The organism is Cupriavidus sp. UYPR2.512, assembly GCF_000379565.1.
Taxonomy (GTDB): Bacteria; Pseudomonadota; Gammaproteobacteria; order Burkholderiales; family Burkholderiaceae; genus Cupriavidus.
In genome coordinates this window covers 1-21634 of the sequence record NZ_KB902964.1, presented here as the reverse complement: position 1 = coordinate 21634, position 21634 = coordinate 1, and the positions used below count along the sequence as shown (strand labels likewise).

Sequence of the window (21634 nt, the reverse complement as noted above, 5' to 3'; positions counted from 1 at the left end):
CGGCAGGGCGTCGCAGCGGGGCAAAGTGTTGCGATTTTGCTTCAGGCAAGGGCGGACGCGTGGCCGCCAGGCGACACACTGCGCACGCACTTCAATTGCCCTTGTACAAGGCATCGTTGCCCGGGCGCGTCGGCGCCGGCGGCAGCTTGCGCTCGTCGCGCTCGCCGGGGCGTGCCGGCTGGCGGGTCTGGGCGTCAGCCTGCGCGGCGGTGCCCGGCGTTTCCTTCGGGATCGGCTTGCCTGCGACCATGCCGCTCTTGCCGGTCCGCGGATCCTTGTAGGTCTTGCCCGGTGGCGGCGCGACCGGGCGTTTGCGCAGGTCAGCCAGCAGCGTTGCGCACAGGTTGTCTTCGCCGCCCGGGGACAGGTCCACCAGCGGCAGCACCGCCGTCGCCACCGGTGCCAGAAGCGCCAGCGACAGCGCGCCGCCGGCGCGCAGCGCCAGCACCCCGATATCGGGGCTGACGGACGGCTTCTTCATGGTGCCGCCCACATACAGCGGCGAGCGCAGCGAGAACACGCGCAGGCCCTTGGAGTCCGGATGGATGGTCAGCGCCAGCTTTTCATTGCGCAGGTCGATGCCGCCGGTGGTCTCGATCACCGCATCGTCCGTATCCAGCACGAAGGTGCGCGCGCGCGCGATGCCGTCGGTGAAGGCAAAGTCGCTGACGCCGCAGTTGATCCGCACCGGCTTGTCGCCGAACAGCTTGCGGATCACCACGCTGCCCAGATTCAGCCCCATCGCTTCAAGCAGGAACTTGCTGACCGTGCCGTTCTCGACCAGCAGCTTGGCTTCGCCGTTGGAAGAGGCCATCAGCGCCGCCACTGAATTGCCGGTGGCCGAGAGCTTGGCGCTGCCGTTGAGTTCGCCGATGCTGGCGCGCATCAGGTCAAAGGTGGGGAACAGCTGCTTGAGCTTCATGTGGCGCGCGGTCATGTCGACCATGGCGCCCATCGGCTCGCGCTTGCCGTCCAGGCGCATGGTCGACACCAGGTTGCCGCCGGCCACGCCGAAGTTGAGCGGGTCGAGCAGCAGTACGCCGTCCTGCAGCTTCAGGTGGGTGACCAGGTCGCTGATCGGCAGTTCGGCATCGCGGATGATGCGCTTGGCGGTGAAGCGCACGTCGGCGTCGATCTCGTCCCAGCGCTCGGTGCGGAACGGGGCCACCGGCAGTGCCTTGTCAGAGGGCTGGGCTACCGGGCTGTCCTTGGCGGGGCGGCCGGGCTTGGCATCGGCGCCGATCAGCGGGGCCAGGTCGACAAAGCGCAGCTGGTTCGACACCAGGTTGCCCGCCAGCAACGGGCGCGGGTCACGTTTGGTGAAGGTCAGCGTGCCGGACAGGTCGCTGCCGCCGACGCGCCCGGTGAACTTCTGGTACTCGTAGACCGAACCTTGCTTGCGCAGCGTTGCCATCAGCCGGCCGCGGGTCTGATACGGGGGCGTGGACGGCAGCACCACCCCGGTCAGCGCATAGAGCTTGGCCATGCTGTCGCCGGTCAGCGTCAGATGCATGTCCAGCGCGGCCAGATGGGCGGGGTTGGTCACGGTGCCTTCGATCACGGCGCGGGTGGTGCCAACCCGCACATCGGCCAGGATCGGGAAGGGCACGTCGGTATTGCGCAGGCTCAGCACCGTGCCGGCCTTGCCGCTGGCGTTGATGGTGGCCTCGTTGTAGCGGCCGGTGGCTTTCCAGCGCATGCCGTAGCGGCCGTTGGCGGCGGTGGCCGAGGCTGGCGGGCCCGAGGCCCCGGGTGCGCTGGCCGCGCCGGATGCCGAAGCCGCCGGCGCGGAGGCGGCCGCGGCCGCACTGGCGGGCGGCCCGGGCGGCACCTGGGACGCCTCGGGCGCCACCAGCGCGCCGTCGCGGGCCTTGTCATAGAGCGGGTTGTCGCCGATGGTGTCGAGCTCCGCCTGCAGCTCGATCTTCTTGAACTGGTCAGCCAGCGCCAGGTTGCCGCGCGCAAGCACCACCTCGCCGATATCCAGTTCCCATTCGGACGGGCCCTTCTTGGGGCCGAACTCAAGGGTCCAGTTGTTGCGGGCGTCCGGCAGGCGCTCCAGCCACACCGCCGGGCTGTCGACAACGATGGTCGGCACTGCGATCTGGTGTGCCAGCAGCGGTATCGGACGCAGCACGAAGATCAGTTCGCGCACGCTTGCCAGATGGGGCTGTTTGGCCCAGTCGGGATTACCGATGGTGATGTCGCGCGCCGACAGCCGCGGCCACGGCACAAGGGTGTGCCAGCCTTTCTCGCCCTCGCCGTGGCGCCAGGTCACGGTCAGGTCGCCGTTGATGGCAAAGGGCCGGCCGATGGCCTGCGAGACGCGGTCGTTGAGCCAGGGCTTGAGGCGGTTCCAGTCGAAGGTCAGGATCACGACCACCAGCAGCGCGATCAGCGCAACCGGGGTCAGCACACTCCACAGAACAACCTTGCGGCGCACGGGCATGAGGCGGCCTCTCCTGTCTGGCGGGGGCAGGTCCGGGCCCGCCCACGCCAGCGCGGGGCGGCGAACGGACCACTGCACGTCTATTGTATAGTTGCGCGCTTCCTGACTTTGTCGGCGATTGGCTGACATCGCCGCCGGAAAATGCCGGATTCTTGCCCCGGCGCAGCCGGGCGCCTGCCCTGCCGACCTCCATCGACCTGATTCCTCCAGTATGAACGATGCCGCACGCGACCTGGCCGGCCTGCCCGAGCCGCTGACCCACGAAAGCCCGGCCGAAGATGACTACCACCGCCGCTTCGGCGGCGTGGCGCGGCTCTATGGCGCCGCCGGCCTGGCCCGCCTGGAGGCGGCCAGCGTGTGCGTGGTCGGCGTTGGCGGCGTCGGCAGCTGGGCGGCCGAGGCACTGGCGCGCAATGCGGTCGGGCGCATCACGCTGATCGACCTGGACCATATCGCGCTGTCCAACACCAACCGCCAGATCCATGCGCTGGGCGATGCCTACGGGCGCGCCAAGGTCGAGGCGATGGCCGAGCGCATCGTGGCCATCAACCCGCGCTGCCAGGTAACGCAGGTCGATGATTTCGTCACGCCGGACAACGTGCCCGAGCTGCTCGGCGCCGGCTATGACTACGTGATCGACGCCATCGACGCGGTGCGCGTCAAGACCGGGATGCTCGGCTGGGCCCGGCGCCAGGGCGTGCCGGTGATCACCTGCGGCGGCGCGGGCGGCCAGCTCGACCCCACGCGCGTGCGTATCGACGACCTGGCGCGCACGATCCAGGACCCGCTGCTGTCCAAGGTGCGCGCCGGCCTGCGCAAGCAATGGGGCTTCACGCGCGACCCGAAGAAGAAGTTCGGCATTGCCGCGGTCTATTCGGACGAGCCACTGCAATACCCGGAACCCGAGCAGCAGGCCTGCGAGATCGACGAGGCACCGCCGGTGGACGGGCAGCCGGGCCAGCCATGCGCGGCCCGCAGGGGCTGGCGTGCGCGGGCTTTGGCTCGTCGGTGGCGGTGACGGCGGTATTCGGTTTTGTCGCGGCGTCGGCGGTGATCGGCGAGATCGCGCGCGGCTGAAGCCGCTCGGCCGCTCGGCCGCTCAGGCGATCAGCGCGCGCAGCAGCCCGTCGATCTCGGCGTCGCCGGGTGCCTGGTTGTCGAAGAAGATCAGTTCCGGATAGTCCTTGGGAGCCGGCATGAAGCGCCGGGTGCGGTAGGCCTCCCAGTGGCCCAGCTTGTAGGCGTCGTTGGGATTGCCGCGCCGGATGATGCGTGCATGGGCCTCGTCTTCCGGCAGATGAACCCAGACCGTGCGCACCGTGGTGCCGGCGGGCACGTGCAGCCACTCGGGGTCATGCAGCAGGTGGGCCTTGACCTCGCGCGACAGCGGGCCGACCACGATCACGCTGATGCCCAGCGCCAGGTTCTCGCGCGCGGTGTCGAGCAGCCCCTGGTATTCCGGGTCGCGCAGGTTGTCCAGGTAGGCCGGGCTGTCGCGGTCATTGGGGTCGCCGGTGATCGCGGCCATGGCTGCGGCGCTGTAGCGGCCGTACAGGGTGTCCTTGTCGAGCAGGCAGAAAGGCTCGCCGGTGGCCTGCATCAGCGGGCCGATCAGGCGGTGGGCGAGGGTGGTCTTGCCGGTGCCGGCATGGCCGCAGAAGAAGATCAGTCGTGGCATGAGGGATAGGTGTAGCGGACAGGGCGCATCGCCCACAGCATACCCCTGGCTTGCGCCAGATCAGGCCCGGGCCGCGCCGATTCGGTATCCTTGCGGTTTTCCTCAACGATTGCCGTCGATCCCATGGACGCCAAAGACCAGCTTTCCTGCGCCGGCCTGCCGGGCCACCTCCATCTGGGCGAACCGGTCACCGACGCCACCCATGCCGAGTTCGTGCAGCTGCTGGCCGCGGTGGCCGGCGCCGACGACGCCGGCTTCCTGGCGGCGATGGACGAATGGATCGACCATACCCGCCATCATTTCGCCCAGGAAGAGCAGTGGATGGAGGCGATGGGCTTCGGCCCGCGCCATTGCCACGCGGGCGAGCACCAGCAGGTGCTGGCCGTGGCCACCGCGGTGCGCGACAAGGTGCACACCGATGCCGAGTTCCAGCTGGGCCGCCGCCTGGTGGCCGAGCTCTCAGGCTGGTTCGACCATCATGTCAAGTCGATGGACGCGATGATGGTGGCGCATATGCGCGAGCACGGCTTCACGCTGGTCGAAGGCCCCGTCACCGCGGCCTGAGCGCAATCAGGCCAGGTGGGCGGCGTCACGGTCGATCACCACGAAATACTTGCGCACCGGCGCCAGCACCTGGAACAGCCCGGTAAAGCCGGCCGGGATCACGCAGGCGTCGCCGGGGCCGAAGTCACAGGCCTGGCCGGCATCGTCGCTGATGCGGATCCGGCCGCTGATGACATGGAAGAACTCTTCCTTGCCGGCCGGGAAGGCGATGCGCCAGGCCCCGGGTTCGCACGCCCAGATGCCGCAGTCGAAGTCGCCGTGCTGCGCGCTGTAGTGCGTCCAGGTGGTGCGGTCGGGGTTGCCTGACACCAGCCGGTCTGGGCGCGGGCGGTCGTGGCTGGGGGCGGGCTCGGTCTTGAAGTCGATCAGGCGGGGCGCTGGCATGGCGGCTGGCAAGAAAAATGGCGGAAGTGAGTCCGCCAGTTTACCGCGCCGGGGCCGCGGCCCGGCCTCTCAGTTCAGCGCAGTGCTCAGCTGGCGGCGCCAGTGTGACACCACGTCGGGCCGGTCGGCCAGCATCTCGAACACCGACAGCATGGTCTTGCGGCCGGTATCGTCCTCGAAGGTGCGGTCGGTGCGCACGATTTCCAGCAACTGCTCCAGCGCCGGCTCGTACTGCTGGCGCGCAATCAGCAGCCTGGCCAGGTCCAGCCGCGCCGCCAGGTCGCGCGGGTCGGCGGCGATGCGCCCGCTCAGGGTGGGCTCGTCTGGCAGGCCGGACAGGCCCTCCATCGCATCCATGCGCGTGCGCAGCGCGGCATGGGCGTCCTGCTGCGCGGCCTGTGGCGACAGGGCCTCGAACTGCGACCTGGCGGCGGCGATCGCATTGCCGTCCAGCAGGAAGCCGATATAGGCCAGCCGGGCGGCATCGGTCTCGGGGTCGAGCGCAATGGCTTCGTCAAACTTCGCCTCGGCGCCGGCCCGGTCGCCCTCGGCGGCCAGTTGCAGCGCTTCGTGCAGGGCCATCTGCGCGGGCTTGGGCATCAGCCGCCCCAGGAATTCACGCAGGCCGGACTCAGGCAGCACGCCGATGAACTGGTCCACCGCCTGGCCGTCGGTAATTGCCACCACGTGCGGAATGCTGCGCACGCCGAAGTGCGCGGCCAGGTCCTGGTTCTCGTCGACATTGACCTTGACCAGCTTCCACTGGCCACCGGCCTCGGCCTCCAGCCGTTCGAGCATCGGGCCCAGCGTGCGGCAGGGACCGCACCACGGCGCCCAGAAGTCGACCAGCACGGGCGCCTGGCGCGAGGCCTCGATCACTTCGGTCTCGAAATTCTGAAGGGTGACGTCGCTCATGGGGAATCCTGGATCTGGGAGAGGCGGGAGCGGCCAGCGGCGGGCCGCCCGAAGGGGCAAGTCAGGGCAATCTATACCTCTATTGTGAGGGCGAAGGCGCCGAATGCAACGCCCCGTGCCAATCCCGCGCCCGCAGTGTTCGGGAAAGTCTCTGGTTGAAAATAGAACGATCGTTCGGTTATAGTCCTTGACCATACCGAAAGACCCGGTCCGCGAGACCGCACAGGAGACGTTGCATGCAGACCCCAGCCCGCCCGCATTTCCAGTTCTGGCCGAAGCGCCTGCCGACCGCCATCGTGCTGCCGGAGACCTCGATCTGGGCCAACCTGGAGGTCTCGGCGCTCCGCTATGCCGAAAAGGCCGCAGTCCGCTATTTCGGCAATGCCATCACCTTTCGTGAACTGGAGGCGCAGGCCACCGCGCTGGCCGGCTGGCTGCAGCAGAAGGCGGGCGTGAGGAAGGGGGACCGGGTGCTGCTGTACATGCAGAACTGCCCGCAGTTCATCGTCAGCTACTACGCCATCCTGCGCGCTGACGCGGTGGTGGTGCCGGTCAACCCGATGAACCGCGCCGAGGAGTTCAAGCATTACGTGACCGATGCGCAGGCGCGCGTGGCGATCTTCACCGCCGACCTGGCCGCCGGGGTCGAGCAGGCGCAGGCGGAGCTGGCGCCGGCCGAGCGTCTGCAGCATTTGCTGGTGACCCAGTATGCCGATGCACTGCCGCCCACGCACGAACACCCGGAAGACGCGCCGCCAGCCTGGCTGACCACGCCGCATCCGCTGCCCGCGGGCGCCACCGCGTGGCCCGAGGCGCTGGGCGCCGGCCTGCAGCCCGGCCCGCACACCGCCGGCCCGGACGACATGGCGGTGATGCCCTACACCTCGGGCACCACCGGCTTCCCCAAGGGTTGCATCCACACGCACCGCTCGGTGATGCACAACATCGTCGGCGGCGCGACCTGGTCGGGCTCGGGCGCCGAATCGGTGGTTCTGTCGGTGCTGCCGCTGTTCCACGTCACCGGCATGCAGTACGGCATGAACGGCCCGATCTACAGCGGCGCCACCGTGGTGATGCTGCCGCGCTGGGACCGCGAGGTGGCCGGCCGCCTGATCTCGCGCTACCAGGTCACGCACTGGACCAATATCCCGACCATGGTGATCGACTTCCTGGCCAGCCCCAACATGGGCCAGTTCGACCTGTCCAGCCTGCGTTATATCGGGGGCGGCGGCGCGGCCATGCCACAGGCCGTGGCCGAGCGCCTGCGCGAGCAGTTCGGGCTGAGCTATCTGGAAGGCTACGGCCTGTCCGAGACCATGGCGCCGACGCACAGCAACCCGTCGGACCGGCCCAAGCTGCAGTGCCTGGGCGTGCCGACCTTCAACACCGACGCGCGCGTGGTCGACCCGGTCACGCTCAAGGAACTGCCGCCCAACGAGATCGGCGAGATCATCGTCAGCGGCCCGCAGGTGTTCAAGGGCTACTGGGGCAAGCAGGACGCCACCCGCGAAGCCTTTATCGAGTTCGAGGGCAAGACTTTCTTCCGCACCGGCGATCTGGGCCGCATGGACGAAGAGGGCTACTTCTTCATCACCGACCGCCTCAAGCGCATGATCAATGCATCGGGCTTCAAGGTGTGGCCGGCCGAGGTCGAGAACCTGCTGTACAAGCATCCGGACGTGCAGGAGGCCTGCATCATCGGCACGCGCGACCCGTACCGCGGCGAGACCGTCAAGGCGGTGGTGGTGCTGCGCGCCCATGCCAGGGGCAAGACCACGCCGGAGCAGATCATCGAATGGGCCAAGGAGAACATGGCCGCCTACAAGTACCCGCGCGTGGTGGAGTTCGTCGAGGCGCTGCCGAAGTCGGGCACCGGCAAGGTGATGTGGCGCCATCTGCAGGAAAGCGAGAATGCGCGCAACACGGGCGCAGGGGAGAAGCCCGCAGCCTGAGGCAGCCGGGCAGCCAACGAAAAAGGCTGGTCGATCGACCAGCCTTTTTCATTAACGCGGTGCCGGCCCTCAATGCCCCCGCACCCGCATCAGCATCTTCACCATCGTCTTGTAGCCCCGCTCGCGCGCATGGCGCGTGGGGGTCACGCCTTCGCGGTCGGCGAGGTTGGCGTCCGCGCCGGCATCCAGCAGCAACTGCACCGTTTCCTCGTAGCGGGTGCTGCCATCGCCCAGGATCACCGCTTCCAGCAGCGCGGTCCAGCCCAGGTCGTTGACATGGTCCACGGCAACGCCGGCCTTCAGCAGCAGCTTCACCACCTCGACATGGCCATGCTGGCTGGCGGCGATCAGCGCGGTGCCGTCATAGCGGTCGGTGCTGGCCAGGTCGGCGCTGTGCGCCAGCGCCAGGCGCACCATGTCGGCCTGGCCGGTGGCGGCTGCCAGCAGGAAGGGGCTGTTGGCATCGGCGTCCTTCAGGTTCACATCGGCGCCGGCCAGCAGCAGCGTGCGCGCGACTTCGGTGTGCCGGTTCTGCACGGCCGCCAGCAGGGCGCTGCGCCCGCGTTCATCGGCCGCGCGCGCCGAGGCGCCGGCGGCCAGCAGGCGCGCCACCAGTTCCTGGTCACCGGCGCCGGCGGCGGTGATCAGGTTGCGGTCGAGCGTGCCGATGGCGTCGCGGCGTGGCGGCGGCTGCATGGCCGCGCTGCGCGGCGGGTGGGCGGCGGGCTGGCTGGCCGCGCCGCCGGCGGGCCGTGCCGCCAGGGTTTGCCCGCCCTGGGCCGCCAGCAGGCCGCCCCCCATCAGCAATCCCATCAGGCCCAGCAGCTCGTTGAGTGCCTGTCTGCGGGTGCGGGAGGCGGGGCGCGTCATGGCGGCAGCTCCTTGGCTCAGACGGTTTCGTGGGGGCAGGCAGGCAGGGGCGCTGCGTCGTCGAGGGCGGCGCGCTCGGCATCGTCGGCCTGCAGCTGGCGCCAGAGCCGGCCCAGGTAGGGATCGTCGACGCCGTTGGTGGCCAGGCCCAGCAGGGTTTGCTGCAGGTATTCGCGCGCGGGGCCGTACAGTCCGGCAGCGTGGCGCAGGCGCTCGACCACGCTGATATCCGGCAGCCGGCCAGCGTATGACTCGTGCGAGCGGTTCATGACGAAGGCAAGGGCGCGCTGCTCAGGCGCGCAGGCATCGCCGGTGCGGATGCGCAGCCAGCGCGGATGGTAGGCCCCGGTCAGCATCTCGCGGCGCCACAGCACGCGGAATTCCTGCTCGACCACATGGCTGGGGATGCGGAACACCATGCCGTGGCAGCAGCCGCCCCGGTCCAGGCCCAGCACCAGGCCCGGGTTGTCCCAGGTGCCCCGGTTGATGCGGGAATAAAGGTAGAAGCCGCGGTGGTAGCCGTGCACCGTGGCGCGCTGGCGCTCGGTGTGCACCACCATCGGGTTCCAGATCAGCGAGCCATAGCCGAACAGCCAGACATCGCCGCCAAGCGCGGGATCTTCCGGGCGGCGCGCCAGCGCATCGGACAGGGACTGCTCCAACACGGCTTCCGGCAGCAGCGAGGAGGCGACCGGAGTACTGCACAGCGAGGTGCGCAGACGGTCGGATTCGAGGTCCTGTCGCGTGATGGCCATGGTGCAAGCATAAATCAAAGCTGCCCCTCGGGAAGGTGGGGGAAATGACATAAGTGCCAGTTTTCCTCGGAATTGTCTGAGCGAGCGGGGCGGGTGTGGGCGGTTCGCAACGGTTGCGGCGGCGTGCCGTCTCTGTCACTCGCCGCGGAAGAGCGCTGCCGCACCTTTGTCCGCGATCAGGCGGCCGTGAATTGCTGGCCCGCGCGGCTGCCATGTCCTTACAATGGTGGCCTCAATCCGACCAGGGGGAACCTGCGATGGCACGTACGCTTACGGTGGTGTTCGGCAGCGGCAAGGAATATGACTTCACGATCGGCACGGACGAGCTGGCCGCGGTCACCGAGGACGCCGCGTGGCGCTGGTTCGACCGGGAATACACCGAGCTGGACTGCCAGGCGTCGAGCCCGGTCGGCAAGGTGCTGGTGATCGACAAGATCCTGAATGTCGCCAAGTTTTCCGGAGAAGCGCGCTTTTCCGGCGATCCTGCCTGGGCGCAGGACTATGCCCGCCATGCGGCGCGGCTGCTGGACCGGGACAAGGTCCGCGTCGATGTCGGCAATGCCGCCATCGGGTTCTGAGGCGCGGGCGCGCCAGCAAAACGGGTAGTTGCCGCGGTTGTCGCCCCTGCCTGTGCAGGCGCGACAACCGTCTTGCCGGCTTAGACTGCCAGCAGTTCCACTTCAAACAGCAGGGTAGCGTTCGGCGGGATCACGCCGCCGGCGCCGCGGGCACCGTAGCCGAGGTCGGCGGGGATCACCAGGCGGCGCACGCCGCCTACCTTCATGCCCTGCACGCCTTCGTCCCAGCCGCGGATCACATGGCCGGCACCCAGCGGGAACACGAACGGGTCGTTGCGGTCCTTGCTCGAATCGAACTTGCGGCCAGCCTGGCCATTCTCGTACAGCCAGCCGGTGTAGTGCACGGTGACGTGCTTGCCGGCGATGGCTTCGGCGCCGGCGCCGACGGTGGTGTCTTCGTATTGCAGGCCAGAGGGCGTGGTTTGCATGGCGTATTTCCTTCCGATGGGAACAGACGTGGTGAGAGGAGAACGCAGCGCGGCTGCGTTCAGGCTTGGGCGCGCTGGAGCACATCCAGCGTCAGTTGCACATTGCGGTCGTCGTCGGCCACCCAGATGTCGCCGTCCTGGATCGTCACCGACAGGCGCATGGCGCGCTGCGCCAGCGCGGCCAGGGCTTCGACCGCTTCCGCCGGGACATTGTAGACGGTGACGTTGCGCAGCTTGCCGGCCTTGCCCGCCATGCCCTTCCACCATTCGCGCGCACTGGCGGCGTTGTAGGTATAGACGGTCACGCGCTCGGCCCGGGCGGCGGCGCGCTTCAGGCGCGATTCGTCGGGCTGGCCCAGTTCGACCCAGTGGGCGATGTCGCCGGTCAGGCGCTTGTCCCACAGGTCGGGCTCGTCGGGTTCGTCCAGGCCGCGCGTGAAGGCCAGCGTTTCGGTGGCCTCGCAGGCAAAGGCCAGCAGCCGCACCATCATGCGCGCGTCATTCTCGGACGGGTGCTGGGCGATGGTCAGGCTGTGGCTGCCGTAGTAGGGCCGGTCCATGTCGGAAACCGACAGGTCAGCTTTGAAGATGGTGGATTTGAGCGCCATGAGGTGAAGTGTGCGGCAGGCGCCCCGGCTGGGGTGCGGGAGACGCAAAAGGCCGCATCATACGCCATTTGCCGGACACGGCTTGCCGGCCCGGCATACTCGCGCAGCGGCTCAGCGCTTGCGGTATTCCTTGAGGTAGAAGCGCAGCAGCGCCGACAGCAGCAGCGTGCTCAGGAAGCCGGCGGCAACGATCAGCGCCTGTCCGGCGGTGGTATCGATCTGGCCAGCCACCCCGAGGCGGAACAGCCAGGTGCCGACCATCATCGCCAGGAACGGCATCAGCAGCGCGCCGCGGCCGTAGGTCTGCACTGCCCACAGCGGGAAGCGGCGCAGGAAGTCGCCCGGAATGCTGCAGGCCAGGCAGGCACCGGCAGCTGCCAGTGCGGCGGCCACGATGTCGCCGGAATGGATGTCGAACATGGTCTCGGTCTCGCGCGCCCCAACAGGCACACGCAGGCGAGCGTGGCGGGAATTGGGCAAAGCGCTGATTCTACAAGAGAAATTTGCGCCAGAGGTGACGAATAGGCTTACCGTGGGGTGCTGCCCGCGGGCGATGCCTCGACCGCCACTTGCAGCGTCACGGTGTCGCCTACCTCTGGCAGGAAGCGGGTCATGCCAAAGGCACTGCGCGGCACCTCGGCGCGGAAGTCGCCGCCGCAGACCTGCCGGCTCACGCCGAAGAAGTTCACCTCGCCGCAGCGGAAGCGCTCGGCCTGCAGGCGCAGCGGCTGCGTGACGCCGTGCAGCGTCAGCTCACCTTCCACGGCAGCCAACCGGCCGCCCTCCATCAGGAAGCGGTCCGCGCGCAGCCGCGCCACCGGGTGCTGGGCAGTATCAAAGAATTGTGCCGAGCGCAGCACGCCATCCAGGGTGCGGTTGCCGGTATCGACTGAGGCCAGGTCCACGGTCACATCGAGTGCGCCGGCGCCGCTGTCCGCGTCATAGACGAGGCGCCCGTCGATCTTGCCGAAGCGCCCGCGCACCGAACTGCGCTCGAAATGGCTGGCGGAGAAATAAACGGTGGTGTGCGCCGGATCGATGGTGTATTCAAGCGGCGCCGCCTGCGCAGCGGTGATGCCCAGGGCGGCAGCAAGTGCCAGCGCGCGCGCGGCCATGGCTCAGTCGGCGTTCAGTGGACAAACACGGGCAGCAGGAACATCCCCACCACCGACAGGTAGCCGATGGTCCAGCACAGCGTGCGCAGCGTGGCGCGGTCGGTCACGTAGCACACGGTGTAGAGCAGGCGCGCCACGATGAAGACTGCCGCCAGCTCGTCGATGCGGGCCTGCGGCGCCTGCAGGTGGCTGGCGGCCAGCACGGCGGCGGCAAAGAAGGGGAAGGCCTCGAAGTGATTGCGGTGCGCCATGTCGGCGCGGCGCGCCCGGCCGGACTGCTGCTCCAGCCAGCCGCGCGGGTCATGGTTGTCATAGCCAGGCCCGCTGGCCTTGGCGATGGCCACCGTCGCCAGCGGCAGGATGCCGGCCAGCAGCACGCACCAGAAAGCGATCGGCATATTCCAGTCCTTTCGGTTGCAATGCCGGCCGCCATCACTGGCGCCACCGGCCCGTCCCGCGCGGTCAGGCGGCGACCACGCGGATCTCGATGCCCGCCAGGCCCACCACCTGCCCGGCACGGATCTTGGCAGTCTTGCGCGATTCGGGCGCGCCGTCCACCGAGACTTCGCCGGCGGCGACCAGCGCCTTGCCGGCGCCGCCGCTGTCGCACACGCCCGCCAGCTTGAGCAGGTCATTGAGCGCGATGAACTCGCCCTCGAGTGGGAAGGTGATGGTTTGCACGGCTGCCTTGCCAGGTTTGGCCATCACTTGCCCCAGCTGTCTTTCAGACCGACGATGCGGTTGAAGACCGGCTTGCCCGGCTGCGAATCGCTGCGGTCGGCGACGAAGTAGCCATGGCGCTCGAACTGGAAGCGGTCTTCCGGCTGCGCTTCGCGCAGGCCCGGCTCCAGGTAGGCAGTGATCACCTGCTTGGAATCCGGGTTGAGCGCATCCAGGAAGTTCTTGCCGCCGGCGTCCGGGTTGGGGTCGTTGAACAGGCGGTCGTACAGGCGCACTTCGGCCTCGTACGCGTGCGCCGCGCTGACCCAGTGGATTACGCCCTTCACCTTGACGCTGTCGGCGCCCGGCGTGCCGCTCTTGGTTTCGGGCAGGTAGCTGGCGTGCACGGCGATCACGTTGCCGTCGGCATCCTTGTCCACGCCGGTGCACTCGATGACGTAGCCGTACTTCAGCCGCACCTTGTTGCCGGGGAACAGGCGGAAGTAGCCCTTGGGCGGGGTCTCGTTGAAGTCCTCGCGCTCGATCCACAGCTCGCGTGACAGCGGGAACACGCGGCGGCCCAGTTCCGGCTGCTTCGGGTGCACCGGCGCCGAGCATTCTTCGCTCTGGCCTTCGGGGTAGTTGTCGATCACCAGGCGCAGCGGGTCCAGCACGGCCACGCCGCGCGCGGCACGGCCGTCCAGGTCGTCGCGCACCGCGCCTTCGAGGGTGCTCATGTCGATCCAGCTGTCAGCCTTGGCCACGCCCACGCGGTCGCAGAACAGCTGGATCGATTCCGGGGTGTAGCCGCGGCGGCGCACGCCCACCAGCGTGGGCATGCGCGGATCGTCCCAGCCGTCCACGCGCTTTTCATCGACCAGCTGCTTGAGCCTGCGCTTGCTGGTGATGGCATAGGTCAGGTTCAGGCGCGCGAACTCGTACTGGTGCGGCAGCGGGTCGCGGAACACGCCGCTGTCGCGCAGGTGCTCCAGCACCCAGTCGTACAGCGGGCGGTTGTTCTCGAACTCCAGCGTGCACAGCGAATGCGTGATGTTCTCCAGCGCGTCCGAGATGCAGTGGGTGAAGTCGTACATCGGGTAGATGCACCACTTGTCGCCCGTGCGGTGGTGATGCGCATGGCGGATGCGGTAGAGCACCGGGTCGCGCATCACGATATTGGGCGCGGTCATGTCGATCTTGGCGCGCAGCACGTGCTCGCCGTCGCTGTACTTGCCGGCGCGCATGTCGCGGAACAGCTGCAGGTTCTCTTCGACGCTGCGGTCGCGGTAGGGCGAGGGCTTGCCCGGCTCGGAGAAATTGCCGCGGCTGGCCGCGATCTGTTCGGCGGTCTGGCTGTCGATATAGGCGGCGCCGCGCTCGATCAGGGTCTCGGCAAAGGCGTAGAGCTGGTCGAAGTAGTCGCTGGCGTAGTACAGGTGCGGCTGTTTGGCGCCGTCCTTGCCCTCGCTGTCCCAGGAAAAGCCCAGCCAGTGCACCGCGTCGATGATCGAATCGACGTATTCGGTGTCTTCCTTGACCGGGTTGGTGTCGTCAAAGCGCAGGTGGCAGCGGCCGCCGTAGTCGCGCGCCAGCCCGAAGTTCAGGCAGATGCTCTTGGCGTGGCCGATATGCAGGTAGCCGTTGGGCTCCGGCGGGAAGCGGGTGATGACGGTCGGCAGCGGTGCGCCGGCCTGGTCCTGGCGGCCGGCATAGGTGCTGGCGGCGAGGTCCTGGTCGATGATGCTGCGCAGGAAGTTGGAAGCGGCGGGGGTGCTGTCGGTAGGCTTGTGGTCGTGGCTCATGATGGCGCCGGTTGGCCGGCCTGAAGCGTCTGGGTGTGTCTGGGTGCGTCGGGCCGGGTCGTCAGATTGCGTGGCGGAATGCCAATAACGGGATTTTACCGTGCCGGAGCCGCCGCACGCCGCGAGCCGCCGCGGATTTCCGCCCGTATCCCGGATTTGCGCCCGCGCGGATGCGCCTGGCTGCGACGAAAGTGATGTGTCGGAGTAGCATGGAAGCGTGCCGGCCCGCGGTGGCCGGCTTTTGGTCCATCGCTGCAGGAATGCTCATGAACGCCCAACCCGATGCGGCGCCAGTGCCGCTTGAGCCCTCTGATGTCGTTGCCGCGCTGTGGCGCGATGCCGGCCTGCCCGCCGAGGCGCTGGCGCACCTGAAGCTGGACGGCGCGGAGCCGGTGCTGCCGTCAAGCTTTGCCGTGGGCACCGCCGCCCAGGCGAGCCTTGGCGCCGCGGCGCTGGCCGCCGCCGCGCTGTGGCACAGCCGCACCGGCCGCTGGCAGGACGTCAGCGTCGACATGCGCCACGCCATCACCGAATTCCGCAGCGAACGCTACCTGCGCGTCGACGGCGGCCCCGCGCCCGAGCTGTGGGACAAGCTGGCCGGCATCTACCGCTGCGGCGACGGCCGCTGGGTGCGCCTGCATACCAATTTTCCGCACCACCGCGACGGCGTGGTGCGCTTGCTGGGCTGCGCCACCAATGACAAGGCAGCCGTGCAGGCCGCGCTGGACAAGCGGGATGCCGAAGCCTTCGAGACCGCGGCGTCCGACGCCGGCCTGGTAGTCGCCGCGCTGCGCAGCTTCGAGGAATGGGACCGCCATCCGCAGGCGGCCGCCTTGCACGGCCTGCCGCCGGTGACGCTGGAGCGCATCGGCGACGCCCCGCCGCAACCGCTGCCGGCGCCCGCATCCGCGGACGCGCAGCCGCTGTCGGGCGTGCGCGTGCTCGATTTCACCCGCATCATCGCCGGCCCGGTGGCGGGCCGCACGCTGGCCGCGCATGGCGCCGATGTGCTGCTGGTCACCGCCGCGCACCTGCCGTCGATTGCGCCGCTGGTGATCGACACCGGCCGCGGCAAGCGCAGTTGCCAGCTGGACCTGCGCGATCCGGACGACAAGCGCACGCTGCACAAGCTACTGCACGGTGCCGACGTGATGGTGCAGGGCTATCGCCCCGGCGGCCTGGCCGAGCTGGGCGTGGGGCCGGAGGCCGCGGCGCGCGCGCGTCCGGGCATCGTCTACGTGTCGCTGAGCGCCTATGGCCACGTGGGGCCGTGGTCGCATAAGCGCGGGTTCGATTCGCTGGTGCAGACCGCCACCGGCTTCAATGATGCCGAAGCGCGGGCGGCCGGCGGCGAGGCCGGCTGCAATACGCCGCGCCCGTTGCCGGCGCAGGTGCTGGACCACGCCGCGGGCTACCTGCTGGCCTTCGGCGCGATGGCCGCGCTGCACCGGCGCGCCGTGGAGGGCGGCAGCTGGCATGTGCGGGTGTCGCTGGCGCAGGTGGGGCAGTGGCTGCGCGGCCTGGGGCGCGTGCCGGACGGGCTCAAGGCGCCCGAGCAGAAGATCGACGACATTGCCGACCTGCTAGAGGCGGTGCCGTCGGGCTTCGGCATGCTGACGGTGGTGCGCCATGCGGCGCAACTGTCGGAAACGCGGGCGCGCTGGACCTTGCCGTCCGAGCCGCTCGGCACGCACGCGCCGGAGTGGCTGCCGAGGGCATAGGCGGCGAAATCAGTAGAGCGTGGTGCGCTGCCGCTCGGGCAGGTCGCGGTCGTAGGCGGCGCCGTCGATGGCGTTGTCGGTCAGCGTGGCCAGGATCTCGCCGTTGCTGGGCAGCGACTGGCGCGCCACCTGCGCATCGGCTGCCCACAGCCGCGAGCGGATCAGCGCGCGGGCGCACTGGAAGAACACTGACTGCACCGTGACCACCAGCACCGTGGTCGGGGCCTTGCCGTCGACCATGCTGCGCGCGATCAGCGCCGGGTCGACGCTGATCTGCGCGGTGCCGTTGACGCGGATGGTCTCGTTGATGCCGGGGATCACGAACAGCAGCCCCACGCGTGGATCGGCAACGATATTGCGCAGGCTGTCGATGCGGTTGTTGCCGCGCCGGTCGGGCAGCAGCAAAGTGCGTTCGTCCAGCACCTGCACAAAGCCCGGTCCGTCGCCGCGCGGCGAGCATTCGGCCCAGTCCTCGCCCACCGTCGACAGCAGGCAGAAGGGCGCCGCCTCGATAAAGGCGCGGTAGTGCGGGTGCAGGTAGTCGACTTCCTTGGACAGCGACGGGGCCGCCGGCTGCGCGTAGAGCGCTTCCAGTTCGGCCAGCGTGGTGATGGCGTGCGAGGTCATGACAGGCGGGGGGCGTGGGTCGGCGGGGGGCGAAACCGTCAATGTAGCGCAGATGCTGTTACACGGTCACGGTACCCCGGCCGATCTCCAGCACGCGGCCGCCCACGCGGATGGCGCCTTCGGCATCGACCGCCAGGCGCAGCCGGCAGGGGCGGCCCACCGCCTCGCCCTGGTCGATCGCGTATTCCGCCAACCCCGCCGCCGCCAATCCCGCGGCCGGCAGCGCGTGGCCGGTGGCCAGCAGCCAGCCGCCCAGGTTGGCGCAGGCCGAGCCCGTGCCCGGATCCTCGGCCACGCCGCCGCCCTGCTTGGTGAAGAAGTAGCGCGACAGCACGCGGCCGGGCTGCTCCGGGTCGAAGGCAAAGACATAGGCGGTCTTGCGGCCCAGGCTGCTCTGCGGCCAGATCTGCAGGCGCGCGCTGTCGGGGTCGGCGCGGCGCACGGCATCGATGCTGCGCACCGCCACCAGCAGCTGGTCGGCGCCGGTGTCGACCCACATCGGCGACACCAGCAGGTCGCGTTCCTGCAGGCCGAGCAGGCTGGCCATGTCGGCATCGGGCAGGCCGGCCGGCGCGGTCTTCGGCTTGCCGCTGTGGGGGGCGGTGAAGGTCCAGACATCGCCCTGCGCGGTCACCGGCACCACGCCCGCCGGGAACTCCAGCGTCAGCGCGTCGCCGGTGCCGGCCAGTTCGCGCACCACGTGCGCGGTGCCCAGCGCCGGATGGCCGGCGAAGCGCATCTCATAGCCCGTCGTGAAGATGCGCACCCGCGCGCTGGCACTCTCCGACGGCAGGATAAAGGTGGTTTCCGACAGGTTGAACTGCAGCGCCAGCGCCTGCATGGTGGCATCGTCCATCCCGCGCGCATCCTCGAACACGCACAGCGGATTGCCACCGAAGGTGGATTCGGCAAAGACGTTGAGCAGGCGGAAAGCATAGGTGGTCATGGCGCGGGGAACTCCGGAGGCTGGTTGATCGCCAGTGTACGGAGCGGGGGCGGACACGCCATGCACAGTTGGGCCGATCGCGAGCGGGCCAGTTGCGGACAGTGCTGCCTCGCCATGAAAAACGCCCGGGCGGACCCGGGCGTATCGCTGGCGAAGGCAACTGAGCCAGCTGGCTCAGAACCCCACCGCCTGGCCATCGCGCCGGCTGTCGCTGGCCGCGACGTAGCCGTGCTCGGCGTCGTCCGACAGGCGCCAGATGAACTGGCCGGAGCCGAAATCCATGTACGGATCGTCCACCGACTTGAGCTGGTGGCCGCGCGCCTTCAGGCCCTCGACCGTGGCCGGGTCCATGGTGCTTTCCACATCCAGCGTGAAGTCGCGGTTGACCTTCCAGCGCGGCGCGCAGCAGGCGGCCTGCGGCTGCTGCTGGTAGTCCAGCATGCGCACCACGGTCTGCAGGTGGCCCTGCGGCTGCATGTCGCCGCCCATCACGCCGAAGCTCATCACCGGCTGGCCGTCCTTGGTCAGGAAGGCCGGGATGATGGTGTGGAACGGACGCTTGCCGCCCGCCACCACATTGGCCGACTTCGGATCCATCGAGAAGCCCACGCCGCGGTTCTGCAGGCTGATGCCGGTGCCAGGCACCACCACGCCCGAGCCGAAGCCCATGTAGTTGGACTGGATGAACGAGATCATCATGCCGTTCTCGTCGGCGGCGGTCAGGTAGATGGTGCCGCCCACCTTGGGCATGCCGAAGTCGAAATGCGTGGCGCGCTGCATGTCGATCAGCTTCGCGCGCGACTTCAGGTAGGCATCGTCAAGCATCTGCTCGGGCGTGACTTCCATGCTGCGTGGGTCGGCCACGTAGCGGTAGAGGTCGGCAAAGGCCAGCTTCATTGCCTCGATCTGCAGGTGCTGCGAATCGACCGAGTCTACCGGGATCGAAGACATGTCGAACTGGTCCAGGATGCCCAGCGCGATCAGCGCGGCGATGCCCTGGCCGTTCGGCGGGATCTCGTGCAGCTCATAGCCGCGGTAGGACTTGCTGATCGGCTTGACCCAGTCGGGGCGGTAGTTGCGCAGGTCATCGAGCGTCATGGCGCCGCCGCACTGCTGGCTGAAGGCGGCAATCTGCTCGGCGATCTCGCCTTCGTAGTAGGCGCGGCCACGGGTTGCGCCGATCTTGCGCAGCGTTTCGGCGGCTGCCTTCATGGTGAACTTCTCGCCCACGGCGGGTGCGCGGCCATTGGGCATGAAGGTCTCGGCATAGCCGGGCTGGTCCTTCAGCTCAGGCACCGCGGCGGCCCACTTGTGCGCCACCACCGGCGGCACGGCATAGCCGCGCTCGGCGATCTCGATCGCCGGCTCCATCAGGTCGGCGAACGGCAGCTTGCCGAAGCGCTCATGCAGCGCGGCCCAGCCGGCGACCACGCCGGGCACGGTGACCGAGTCCCAGCCGCGGATCGGGCGGTTGGCCAGGCCGTTGGCATCGGTGCCGTATTTGTTCTTGAAGTATTCCGGGCTCCAGGCCGCCGGGGCCACGCCCGACGAATTCAGGCCGTGCAGTTCCTTGCCGTCCCACAGGATGGCAAAGGCATCGCTGCCCAGGCCGCACGACACCGGCTCGACGATGGTGATCGCGGCGGCCGCGGCGATGGCCGCATCGACCGCATTGCCGCCCTTGAGCAGCATGCGCAGGCCGGCCTGCGCGGCCAGCGGGTGGGAGGTGGAGACCACGTTGCGCGCAAACAGCGGGATGCGCACGGAGGGGTAGGGGTTGGTCCAGTTGAAGTTCTGCATGCTTGTCTGTGTCCTTGTGCTCGGTGCGTCTGTGGCGCAAATTCTGCGGCCCTTATTCTGCCGTGATCTTGCGATCCTTGATCAGCTTGCCCCAGCGCGCGCTGTCCTTCTTCACCATGGCGGCGAACTGCGCCGGCGTGCCGCCGACCGGCTCGGCGCCGAGCTTGCCCAGGCGTTCCTTGACCTCGGGCGACTGGATGGCCTTGTTGAATTCGGCATTCAGTCGGTTGACGATATCCGCCGGCAGGCCCTTGGGGCCGTAGATGCCGAACCAGGTATCGGACTCGAAGCCGGGCAGGCCCGACTCACTCGCCGTGGGGATTTCCGGCGCCAGCGGCGAGCGCTTGGCGCTGGTCACCGCCAGTGCCTTGAGCTTGCCGTCCTTCACATGCGGCAGGCCCGACACGATGCTGTCGAACAGCACCTGCACCTTGCCCGAGATCAGGTCCGGCACGGCCAGCGCGGTGCCGCGGTAGGGGATGTGGGTGATGAACACGCCCGCCTGCGCCTTGAAGGCCTCGGCGGTCAGGTGCACCACGGTGCCGTTGCCGCTGGAGGCGTAGTTCAGTTCGCCGGGATGCTTCTTGGCGTAGTCGATCAGCTCGCGCACGTTCTTCGCCGGCAGGCTGTTCGGCACCACCAGCAGGTTGGTGGCGATCGCCACCTGGCTGACCGGGGTGAAGTCGGTCTCGGTGTTGTATGGCAGGCGGGTGTTGATATACGGCCCGATCGAATGCGTGCTGGTGGTGGCGATCAGCAGCGTATAGCCATCGGGCGCAGCCTTGGCGGCCATGTCCGAGCCGATCGCGCCGCCGGCACCGGGGCGGTTGTCGACCACGATCTGCTGGCCCATGCTGGTGCCCACTTTCTGCGCGATGGCGCGTGCCAGCAGGTCAGTCGCGCCGCTGGCCGGGAAGGGCACGATCAGGCGGATCGGCTTGCTGGGATAGGTGTCGGCCAGTGCGGGCGTGGCGGCCAGGCAAAGCCCGCAGCCAAGGCCGATGCCGATGCCGAAGCGGCGCAGCCAGGATTTCATTTTTGTCTCCGGTGTCGATTCATGAGCCGGCCTTCATTATTCCGCGCGGTCGGTCACAAAGAAAGCTAATATTTCTTTCCAATGTCACAAGGAAATTTTAAGTATCGCGCCTTGTCGACGATGCGCCTGATCCCTCTTTTTGTGTGAACCCATGAGCACTGTCCGCTTCCTCCGTACCTTTGTCGCCGTGGCCGATCATGGCTCGTTTGCCGCGGCCGCGGGACAGGTGGCGCTGACCCAGGCCGCCGTCAGCCTGCAGATGCGGGCACTGGAAACCGAGCTGCGCCGCGAACTGTTCGACCGCAACGGCCGCGTGGCCGTGCTCAATGCCGACGGCCGCGCGCTGCTGCCGCAGGCGCGGCGCATGCTGGCGCTGTATGACGAGATGCGCCTGCCGCTGGCCTCGGACGAAGCCATGGCGGGCGCGGTGGCGGTGGGTGCGGTGGTGTCGGTGATGGGCGGGCTGTCACATGCGGTGGCGCATATGAAGCGCACTCTGGGGTATCCATTTAACCGGAGCTATTCCATACTTCGAGCATGGAGCTTCCAACCGCAGACATTGACTACCCTCGTTCCTTCGGTGAATTCCAGACATGGTTTCAGTCCGATGCTGACTGCCTGGATTACCTGGAATGGCTGCGCTGGCCGACCGGATTCGTCTGTCCGGCTTGCGGCCAAGCTGGCGGATGGCGACTCGGAGACGGGCGATACATGTGCACGCACTGTGACAACAGGACATCCGTGAC

The 21634-nt window shown here is 68.5% G+C and carries 22 protein-coding genes and 2 pseudogenes; 7 read left to right on the top strand and 17 right to left on the bottom strand.

Annotation, left to right across the window (positions count from 1 at the left end):
• Nucleotides 1–91: 91 nt before the first annotated feature.
• Nucleotides 92–2449 carry an AsmA family protein gene (locus A3A5_RS0113845; protein WP_018311163.1) on the bottom strand — a complete coding sequence of 786 codons (2358 nt, stop codon included), beginning with the start codon at nucleotides 2447–2449 and terminating at the stop codon, nucleotides 92–94.
• Between the two features lie 211 nt (nucleotides 2450–2660).
• Here A3A5_RS0113845 and tcdA point away from each other — a divergent pair.
• Nucleotides 2661–3526: pseudogene (gene tcdA, locus A3A5_RS38545) on the top strand (tRNA cyclic N6-threonylcarbamoyladenosine(37) synthase TcdA).
• A gap of 22 nt (nucleotides 3527–3548) precedes the next feature.
• Here tcdA and A3A5_RS0113835 read toward each other — a convergent pair.
• The gene (locus tag A3A5_RS0113835; protein ID WP_018311162.1) at nucleotides 3549–4127 is read right to left on the bottom strand and encodes an ATP-binding protein; all 579 of its coding nucleotides are present in this window, start codon (nucleotides 4125–4127) and stop codon (nucleotides 3549–3551) included.
• A 123-nt stretch (nucleotides 4128–4250) separates the two neighbouring features.
• Here A3A5_RS0113835 and A3A5_RS0113830 point away from each other — a divergent pair, with 123 nt between their 5' ends.
• Nucleotides 4251–4691, top strand: coding sequence for a bacteriohemerythrin (locus A3A5_RS0113830; RefSeq protein WP_018311161.1), 441 nt, complete (start codon nucleotides 4251–4253; stop codon nucleotides 4689–4691).
• A gap of 6 nt (nucleotides 4692–4697) precedes the next feature.
• Here the strand turns inward: A3A5_RS0113830 and A3A5_RS0113825 are convergent, their stop codons facing one another.
• Both A3A5_RS0113825 and trxA read right to left on the bottom strand, forming a co-directional pair.
• The gene (locus tag A3A5_RS0113825; protein ID WP_018311160.1) at nucleotides 4698–5075 is read right to left on the bottom strand and encodes a cupin domain-containing protein; all 378 of its coding nucleotides are present in this window, start codon (nucleotides 5073–5075) and stop codon (nucleotides 4698–4700) included.
• Between the two features lie 69 nt (nucleotides 5076–5144).
• A complete protein-coding gene (trxA, locus tag A3A5_RS0113820; protein ID WP_018311159.1) occupies nucleotides 5145–5990 on the bottom strand; it encodes a thioredoxin in 846 nt (281 codons plus the stop codon).
• A 236-nt stretch (nucleotides 5991–6226) separates the two neighbouring features.
• On the opposite strand from trxA, the gene A3A5_RS0113815 reads away from it, so the two are divergent.
• Nucleotides 6227–7942 carry a long-chain fatty acid--CoA ligase gene (locus A3A5_RS0113815; protein ID WP_018311158.1) on the top strand — a complete coding sequence of 572 codons (1716 nt, stop codon included), beginning with the start codon at nucleotides 6227–6229 and terminating at the stop codon, nucleotides 7940–7942.
• Nucleotides 7943–8011: 69 nt separating this feature from the next.
• Here the strand turns inward: A3A5_RS0113815 and A3A5_RS0113810 are convergent, their stop codons facing one another.
• Complete coding sequence (locus A3A5_RS0113810; protein ID WP_018311157.1) at nucleotides 8012–8812, bottom strand: ankyrin repeat domain-containing protein; 801 nt, start codon at nucleotides 8810–8812, stop codon at nucleotides 8012–8014.
• Between the two features lie 17 nt (nucleotides 8813–8829).
• A complete protein-coding gene (locus A3A5_RS0113805; RefSeq protein WP_018311156.1) occupies nucleotides 8830–9567 on the bottom strand; it encodes a gamma-glutamylcyclotransferase in 738 nt (245 codons plus the stop codon).
• Between the two features lie 257 nt (nucleotides 9568–9824).
• On the opposite strand from A3A5_RS0113805, the gene A3A5_RS0113800 reads away from it, so the two are divergent.
• Nucleotides 9825–10145 carry a hypothetical protein gene (locus A3A5_RS0113800; protein WP_013957577.1) on the top strand — a complete coding sequence of 107 codons (321 nt, stop codon included), beginning with the start codon at nucleotides 9825–9827 and terminating at the stop codon, nucleotides 10143–10145.
• A gap of 80 nt (nucleotides 10146–10225) precedes the next feature.
• On the opposite strand, the gene A3A5_RS0113795 is transcribed toward A3A5_RS0113800, so the two are convergent.
• The 7 genes from A3A5_RS0113795 to A3A5_RS0113765 all read right to left on the bottom strand — a co-directional run bounded on the left by A3A5_RS0113795 (nucleotide 10226) and on the right by A3A5_RS0113765 (nucleotide 14758).
• The gene (locus A3A5_RS0113795; protein WP_018311155.1) at nucleotides 10226–10573 is read right to left on the bottom strand and encodes an FKBP-type peptidyl-prolyl cis-trans isomerase; all 348 of its coding nucleotides are present in this window, start codon (nucleotides 10571–10573) and stop codon (nucleotides 10226–10228) included.
• 59 nt (nucleotides 10574–10632) lie between these two features.
• Nucleotides 10633–11181: a YaeQ family protein gene (locus tag A3A5_RS0113790; RefSeq protein WP_018311154.1), complete on the bottom strand. Its 549-nt coding sequence runs from the start codon at nucleotides 11179–11181 to the stop codon at nucleotides 10633–10635.
• A gap of 111 nt (nucleotides 11182–11292) precedes the next feature.
• Complete coding sequence (locus A3A5_RS0113785; RefSeq protein WP_013957575.1) at nucleotides 11293–11601, bottom strand: hypothetical protein; 309 nt, start codon at nucleotides 11599–11601, stop codon at nucleotides 11293–11295.
• A gap of 107 nt (nucleotides 11602–11708) precedes the next feature.
• A complete protein-coding gene (locus A3A5_RS0113780; RefSeq protein ID WP_018311153.1) occupies nucleotides 11709–12296 on the bottom strand; it encodes a YceI family protein in 588 nt (195 codons plus the stop codon).
• Between the two features lie 14 nt (nucleotides 12297–12310).
• A complete protein-coding gene (locus tag A3A5_RS0113775) occupies nucleotides 12311–12694 on the bottom strand; it encodes an MAPEG family protein (protein ID WP_018311152.1) in 384 nt (127 codons plus the stop codon).
• Between the two features lie 64 nt (nucleotides 12695–12758).
• Nucleotides 12759–13001 carry an RNA-binding S4 domain-containing protein gene (locus A3A5_RS0113770; RefSeq protein ID WP_010813694.1) on the bottom strand — a complete coding sequence of 81 codons (243 nt, stop codon included), beginning with the start codon at nucleotides 12999–13001 and terminating at the stop codon, nucleotides 12759–12761.
• Entirely contained in the window at nucleotides 13001–14758 is a 1758-nt protein-coding gene (locus tag A3A5_RS0113765; protein ID WP_018311151.1) for a glutamine--tRNA ligase/YqeY domain fusion protein, read from the bottom strand. The genes A3A5_RS0113770 and A3A5_RS0113765 overlap by 1 nt, the downstream gene beginning before the upstream one ends.
• Before the next feature lie 266 nt (nucleotides 14759–15024).
• On the opposite strand from A3A5_RS0113765, the gene A3A5_RS0113760 reads away from it, so the two are divergent.
• A complete protein-coding gene (locus tag A3A5_RS0113760) occupies nucleotides 15025–16479 on the top strand; it encodes a CoA transferase (protein WP_018311150.1) in 1455 nt (484 codons plus the stop codon).
• A gap of 9 nt (nucleotides 16480–16488) precedes the next feature.
• Here the strand turns inward: A3A5_RS0113760 and A3A5_RS0113755 are convergent, their stop codons facing one another.
• The 4 genes from A3A5_RS0113755 to A3A5_RS0113740 all read right to left on the bottom strand — a co-directional run bounded on the left by A3A5_RS0113755 (nucleotide 16489) and on the right by A3A5_RS0113740 (nucleotide 20888).
• Nucleotides 16489–17106: a pyridoxamine 5'-phosphate oxidase family protein gene (locus A3A5_RS0113755; protein ID WP_018311149.1), complete on the bottom strand. Its 618-nt coding sequence runs from the start codon at nucleotides 17104–17106 to the stop codon at nucleotides 16489–16491.
• Nucleotides 17107–17164: 58 nt separating this feature from the next.
• Nucleotides 17165–18052, bottom strand: coding sequence for a PhzF family phenazine biosynthesis protein (locus A3A5_RS0113750; RefSeq protein ID WP_018311148.1), 888 nt, complete (start codon nucleotides 18050–18052; stop codon nucleotides 17165–17167).
• A gap of 174 nt (nucleotides 18053–18226) precedes the next feature.
• Nucleotides 18227–19852 carry a gamma-glutamyltransferase gene (gene ggt, locus A3A5_RS0113745; RefSeq protein WP_018311147.1) on the bottom strand — a complete coding sequence of 542 codons (1626 nt, stop codon included), beginning with the start codon at nucleotides 19850–19852 and terminating at the stop codon, nucleotides 18227–18229.
• Between the two features lie 52 nt (nucleotides 19853–19904).
• Nucleotides 19905–20888: a tripartite tricarboxylate transporter substrate binding protein gene (locus A3A5_RS0113740; protein ID WP_018311146.1), complete on the bottom strand. Its 984-nt coding sequence runs from the start codon at nucleotides 20886–20888 to the stop codon at nucleotides 19905–19907.
• A gap of 151 nt (nucleotides 20889–21039) precedes the next feature.
• Between A3A5_RS0113740 and A3A5_RS38540 the strand changes: the two are divergent.
• Nucleotides 21040–21396, top strand: a pseudogene (locus A3A5_RS38540) (LysR family transcriptional regulator); the annotation flags it as partial.
• A 29-nt stretch (nucleotides 21397–21425) separates the two neighbouring features.
• Nucleotides 21426–21634, top strand: a 209-nt coding sequence (locus A3A5_RS45670) for a transposase (RefSeq protein WP_198293143.1), incomplete at its 3' end; no start/stop codon positions are given.

Excerpts from the sequence above, each read along its gene's own strand:
- A3A5_RS0113845 (WP_018311163.1), bottom strand. The coding sequence starts at position 2,449 with ATGCCCGTGCGCCGCAAGGTTGTTCTGTGGAGTGTGCTGACCCCGGTT.
- A3A5_RS0113835 (WP_018311162.1), bottom strand. The coding sequence starts at position 4,127 with ATGCCACGACTGATCTTCTTCTGCGGCCATGCCGGCACCGGCAAGACC.
- A3A5_RS0113830 (WP_018311161.1), top strand. The coding sequence starts at position 4,251 with ATGGACGCCAAAGACCAGCTTTCCTGCGCCGGCCTGCCGGGCCACCTC.
- A3A5_RS0113825 (WP_018311160.1), bottom strand. The coding sequence starts at position 5,075 with ATGCCAGCGCCCCGCCTGATCGACTTCAAGACCGAGCCCGCCCCCAGC.
- trxA (WP_018311159.1), bottom strand. The coding sequence starts at position 5,990 with ATGAGCGACGTCACCCTTCAGAATTTCGAGACCGAAGTGATCGAGGCC.
- A3A5_RS0113815 (WP_018311158.1), top strand. The coding sequence starts at position 6,227 with ATGCAGACCCCAGCCCGCCCGCATTTCCAGTTCTGGCCGAAGCGCCTG.
- A3A5_RS0113810 (WP_018311157.1), bottom strand. The coding sequence starts at position 8,812 with ATGACGCGCCCCGCCTCCCGCACCCGCAGACAGGCACTCAACGAGCTG.
- A3A5_RS0113805 (WP_018311156.1), bottom strand. The coding sequence starts at position 9,567 with ATGGCCATCACGCGACAGGACCTCGAATCCGACCGTCTGCGCACCTCG.
- A3A5_RS0113800 (WP_013957577.1), top strand. The coding sequence starts at position 9,825 with ATGGCACGTACGCTTACGGTGGTGTTCGGCAGCGGCAAGGAATATGAC.
- A3A5_RS0113795 (WP_018311155.1), bottom strand. The coding sequence starts at position 10,573 with ATGCAAACCACGCCCTCTGGCCTGCAATACGAAGACACCACCGTCGGC.
- A3A5_RS0113790 (WP_018311154.1), bottom strand. The coding sequence starts at position 11,181 with ATGGCGCTCAAATCCACCATCTTCAAAGCTGACCTGTCGGTTTCCGAC.
- A3A5_RS0113785 (WP_013957575.1), bottom strand. The coding sequence starts at position 11,601 with ATGTTCGACATCCATTCCGGCGACATCGTGGCCGCCGCACTGGCAGCT.
- A3A5_RS0113780 (WP_018311153.1), bottom strand. The coding sequence starts at position 12,296 with ATGGCCGCGCGCGCGCTGGCACTTGCTGCCGCCCTGGGCATCACCGCT.
- A3A5_RS0113775 (WP_018311152.1), bottom strand. The coding sequence starts at position 12,694 with ATGCCGATCGCTTTCTGGTGCGTGCTGCTGGCCGGCATCCTGCCGCTG.
- A3A5_RS0113770 (WP_010813694.1), bottom strand. The coding sequence starts at position 13,001 with ATGGCCAAACCTGGCAAGGCAGCCGTGCAAACCATCACCTTCCCACTC.
- A3A5_RS0113765 (WP_018311151.1), bottom strand. The coding sequence starts at position 14,758 with ATGAGCCACGACCACAAGCCTACCGACAGCACCCCCGCCGCTTCCAAC.
- A3A5_RS0113760 (WP_018311150.1), top strand. The coding sequence starts at position 15,025 with ATGAACGCCCAACCCGATGCGGCGCCAGTGCCGCTTGAGCCCTCTGAT.
- A3A5_RS0113755 (WP_018311149.1), bottom strand. The coding sequence starts at position 17,106 with ATGACCTCGCACGCCATCACCACGCTGGCCGAACTGGAAGCGCTCTAC.
- A3A5_RS0113750 (WP_018311148.1), bottom strand. The coding sequence starts at position 18,052 with ATGACCACCTATGCTTTCCGCCTGCTCAACGTCTTTGCCGAATCCACC.
- ggt (WP_018311147.1), bottom strand. The coding sequence starts at position 19,852 with ATGCAGAACTTCAACTGGACCAACCCCTACCCCTCCGTGCGCATCCCG.
- A3A5_RS0113740 (WP_018311146.1), bottom strand. The coding sequence starts at position 20,888 with ATGAAATCCTGGCTGCGCCGCTTCGGCATCGGCATCGGCCTTGGCTGC.